This is a genomic window from Methanospirillum sp. (assembly GCF_028679455.1).
Taxonomy (GTDB): Archaea; Halobacteriota; Methanomicrobia; order Methanomicrobiales; family Methanospirillaceae; genus Methanospirillum.
The window spans coordinates 1-3,691 of sequence record NZ_JAJRBM010000247.1; the positions used below are offsets into that span (position 1 = coordinate 1).

The following is a 3,691-nucleotide window of genomic DNA, read 5'->3' on the forward strand; positions in this document are numbered from 1 at the left end:
GATCTTTCCCTTCTGTTGCGAAAATAACCTTATAGGAATCCAAATCAACGGCTATTGTTACATAATTATGTCCCCTGCGTGAAGAAGTCTCATCAAACCCTATAACCCGAATATTTGAATAATCTTCATTTTTACGAGCATCAGAAACATAATGATCGACTACTCTCCAAACACGTCCATCATCCTCGTTCAACAAAGATGAACTTTAGAAATGGGCATATCCATGGCCATAATCAGAATCAATGATTCCATCAAGAGCGAAAAACCACTTTTCTTCCTTGCCCAAGGGATATCAACTTGAATAACCCCACAATTTGGACATGTTACTCGAGGGACCCTGCAATGTAGGTAACACCGATATTGGAAGAAATTTAGATGTCTCCATGTCTTTTCCTCAGTGTCATACCCTTTACATCCTTGATGAAAACATTTTGAACAATCAAATTCTGAACCGGGAATAAAATCAATCCATATTTCTAAAAGTCGAGATTCGGAGATAAAGTCTATTTTTGTAATCTTCCATGGAGATTGAAGATTAAGGACAGCCTGAAAGAGTTCAGTTTCCATCATATCAGATCATAGTTGGTTTGAGAAGATAAAATCAGGAAGGGGGGCTACGCCCCCATTCCCAAACCCTCCCCCATAGTGTGATAGGATCGTGGGGATGGGCAAGCATCCCCACTTCGCGGAGATTCGGTTAAAACGAAAACTAACATAAAGTTACCCACTCAAAACACAGAAGAGGCGAAAATCTTTAGTGATATTGGCATTGATATTACCAGTCATGAAAAAAGTGCCTCTAACTTGGTACCAGATTGCTATATTAAAAGGAGTTGCAGAAGAAGGGTTGACTCATAAGAGGGAATTAATAAAAGGAAAATTCAAGGATGAGTTTTATCTGAAGGATTATGGAAAAATTAGGAATAGCAGTATCGAGAAATTAGTATATCTTAAGTTGATAGTGAAGTTTAATCCGGTTCCTTCTGTAAATTCCCCTAATTTTTCTACATATCTGAGGGCATTCAGCCACCATGATGGCGGTCGTCGTAAGTTTCCTCCCCATTTGGAATATATGATAACCAGGCTTGGGAAAGAAATACTCGCAGATAATGAATTAACATTGAAATAGAGAGATCGTGCTATCCATTATAGCGATTTATATCCGAATCTTCGTCTTTTCTTCGTATTTGAAATTTTGAATTCTCTCCACTGGAAATCAATCTTTAACTTTCCTGATGAGTCAGAACCAGATCCTATTGTTAACCATTAACCGGACCGCCAGGAAGACAAAACTCAAAATGAAGAGATATCAAACCCAGAACGGTTTGAAATTAACAATATTGTTAACACGCCGGAAACGAGTACCCGGGTGAATGGATCATTGTGACGGATGAGATACGATCTCAGATGGCGGCACGCGTGGCAGAACTGCAAAAAGACGGGATGAGTTATGAGAAGATCGGGAAGTTGATCGGTATGGGGAAGGGAAGACTATCAGAAATCCACCAGGGGAAGATGAAAAAGATCCACCGGGCACAATACGAAGAATTGATGGACATTCAGTAAGATTACCCCTTTCATATTCGAACGAGAAGCCCCGGTTTTTCTTCCTCAAGATGCAACGACTCATGTTATCCCTGACAATACCGGCCAGATACGAGAAGGGTATTTTTCACCGGTCCGAAAAAGTATCGACAATATAAGAAGATAGATCTTAATCATCAGGTGAAGGAAAAAAAGCACGTTTCACCCATGTTTCACAATGGGGCTCTGGAAACGTTTACGAGAGCCTCAGGCGAGATTTGAACTCGCGACCTCGTCCTTACCAAGGACGCGCTCTACCGGCTGAGCCACTGAGGCTTGTGCCTTTACATATACTCAACATCACAATATAAACTTAACGCTCGTCGTCCTGTCCTTCGAATAGTCATTTAAATATGTGGTGGGGAGGATTTGTGGTGAAGGTCCATCTGCGGATATGGGATTTCGATTCCTGCTTTCTTGAATGCATGGTTGATATGGGTATTCAGATAATCCTGAACCTCGGGTGTCTGATCGTACTGATCGGTCCTGACCAGCAGCTGAAATGTCAGCGCAGATGCCCCGAAATTCAGGAAATAGACAACCGGCTTTGGTTCGCTCATAACAAACCCCTCTTTAACTCCCTCTGCTGCCACCGCAAGGAGGGTGGATCGCACAAGTTCCACATCTGAATCATACCCTACTCCTATCGTGATCCTGACCTTTTGTGAGATATCGGGAAGCACATAGTTGGTCAACATATTCTCGGTTAGGATCTTATTTGGCACAGATACTAATTGACTATCAAGGGTCTGGATGCGGGTACTCCGGGGCCCCACTGTTATCACATCTCCTATCACCCCCTGGATTTCGATACGATCTCCTTCCCTGAATGGCTGGTCTGCTGCGATCATCGCACCGGAAAAAAAGTTTCCAAAGGTATCCTGGGCAGCCAGTCCTACGATAATACCAACAAGACCTCCGGTTGCCAGAAGAGGGGTGATATCAATCTTCAGGACCGATAAGATCATGAAAAATGCCCCTATTCCGATGACATATCCATATACGCTCTGGAGAAAATGAAGCAGTTTATCATCAAAATCAGACTCCGTATGTGAACTGATCTTGGTTTCATATAACTCAAGAAAATTTTTCAGGAAATACGCGAATACGAAGGCTCCGATGATGACATACAATACCTGGGCGAAGGGACTCTCTACGATCTGATGAACAAGGTCAGGAAGTTCTGCTACATATCGAAGGACTAAAAATATGGTTATCGCCAGAATTGAGATGACTGCAGGAATACGCAATGCAGAGATGGCGACCCGGGTGATCCCCCCTTCTGAACTCTCCATCCGTGAACGTAACCTGGGTCCGGCAAGAAAGAGTATGATGGCCAGTGTGCAACCAAGCATAATGACCAGTATGGCGGGGATATTTCCAAAGGGCATGCAATCAGGTTTATGTTCAGCGGACTTATACATACAGGATTATGGCCCATGATAATCCGATTGCACAGAAACTTGCGGAGCTGACCGACCGTCCGATGACCTTTATGCATGTCTGTGGGACACATGAGGCCGCCATTGCAAGAAATGGAATCCGGAGTATGCTCCCTGAGAATCTGAAGATCGTGATGGGTCCCGGCTGTCCGGTGTGTATTACTCCCCAGGGTGAGATCGACGCCGCACTCGAACTTGCCGAAAAAGGGTGTATCATCGCAACGTATGGTGATCTTCTCCGGGTTCCCGGGTCACAGGGAACCCTGGAGAGCAGCGGTGGCGATGTCAGGATTGTGCAGGGCGTCCATAAAGCCATTGAGATCGCTCAAAAGACGGATAAGGAGGTTGTCTTTGTCTCGGTCGGATTTGAGACGACTGCCCCCACGGTTGCAGCAATGCTGCTGACAAATCCGCCTAAAAACTTCTCTATTCTTTCATTTCACCGTATTGTTCCTCCTGCAATGAAGTGGCTTCTTTCACAGGGTGAGGCACGGCTTGATGGGTTTATGCTTCCCGGTCATGTTCTTGTGGTTTCTGGTATTGAGGAATATCTCCAGTTTCCGGTTCCGCAGGTTGTCGCCGGTTTTGAGGCAGACGATATTTTACTCGGGTTGTGTATGCTCGCTGAACAGGTCTGGGCTGGTTCTTGTCTGGTTGAAAATGCA

The 3,691-nt window shown here is 44.5% G+C and carries 5 protein-coding genes, 1 tRNA gene and 1 pseudogene; 3 read left to right on the top strand and 4 right to left on the bottom strand.

What is annotated here, in order from left to right; all coding sequences use genetic code 11:
* A pseudogene (locus tag LUQ50_RS08270) lies at window positions 1–193 on the bottom strand (ISL3 family transposase); the annotation flags it as partial.
* Window positions 190–570 (bottom strand): transposase family protein, encoded by a 381-nt coding sequence (locus LUQ50_RS15950; protein WP_367278978.1) that lies wholly within the window; start codon window positions 568–570, stop codon window positions 190–192. The gene LUQ50_RS15950 and the pseudogene LUQ50_RS08270, both read right to left, overlap by 4 nt.
* Window positions 571–784: 214 nt before the next feature.
* Between LUQ50_RS15950 and LUQ50_RS08275 the strand changes: the two genes are divergently transcribed.
* Together LUQ50_RS08275 and LUQ50_RS08280 are read left to right on the top strand one after the other, a co-directional pair.
* The gene (locus tag LUQ50_RS08275) at window positions 785–1,129 is read left to right on the top strand and encodes a hypothetical protein (RefSeq protein WP_300039004.1); all 345 of its coding nucleotides are present in this window, start codon (window positions 785–787) and stop codon (window positions 1,127–1,129) included.
* A 278-nt stretch (window positions 1,130–1,407) separates the two neighbouring features.
* The gene (locus LUQ50_RS08280) at window positions 1,408–1,566 is read left to right on the top strand and encodes a hypothetical protein (RefSeq protein WP_300039007.1); all 159 of its coding nucleotides are present in this window, start codon (window positions 1,408–1,410) and stop codon (window positions 1,564–1,566) included.
* Between the two features lie 221 nt (window positions 1,567–1,787).
* Here the strand turns inward: LUQ50_RS08280 and LUQ50_RS08285 are convergent.
* A tRNA-Thr gene (locus tag LUQ50_RS08285) sits at window positions 1,788–1,860 on the bottom strand.
* Between the two features lie 71 nt (window positions 1,861–1,931).
* Window positions 1,932–3,008, bottom strand: a complete 1,077-nt coding sequence (locus LUQ50_RS08290) for a mechanosensitive ion channel domain-containing protein (protein ID WP_300039010.1) — start codon at window positions 3,006–3,008, stop codon at window positions 1,932–1,934.
* Between the two features lie 8 nt (window positions 3,009–3,016).
* On the opposite strand from LUQ50_RS08290, the gene hypD reads away from it, so the two are divergent.
* Window positions 3,017–3,691: hydrogenase formation protein HypD (hypD, locus tag LUQ50_RS08295; protein WP_300039013.1), on the top strand; the 675-nt coding region annotated here is incomplete at its 3' end.

What these genes read in the sequence shown, in the direction of transcription:
- LUQ50_RS08280 (WP_300039007.1), top strand. Translation starts at nt 1,408, where the DNA reads ATGGCGGCACGCGTGGCAGAACTGCAAAAAGACGGGATGAGTTATGAG.
- LUQ50_RS15950 (WP_367278978.1), bottom strand. Translation starts at nt 570, where the DNA reads ATGATGGAAACTGAACTCTTTCAGGCTGTCCTTAATCTTCAATCTCCA.
- LUQ50_RS08290 (WP_300039010.1), bottom strand. Translation starts at nt 3,008, where the DNA reads ATGTATAAGTCCGCTGAACATAAACCTGATTGCATGCCCTTTGGAAAT.
- LUQ50_RS08275 (WP_300039004.1), top strand. Translation starts at nt 785, where the DNA reads ATGAAAAAAGTGCCTCTAACTTGGTACCAGATTGCTATATTAAAAGGA.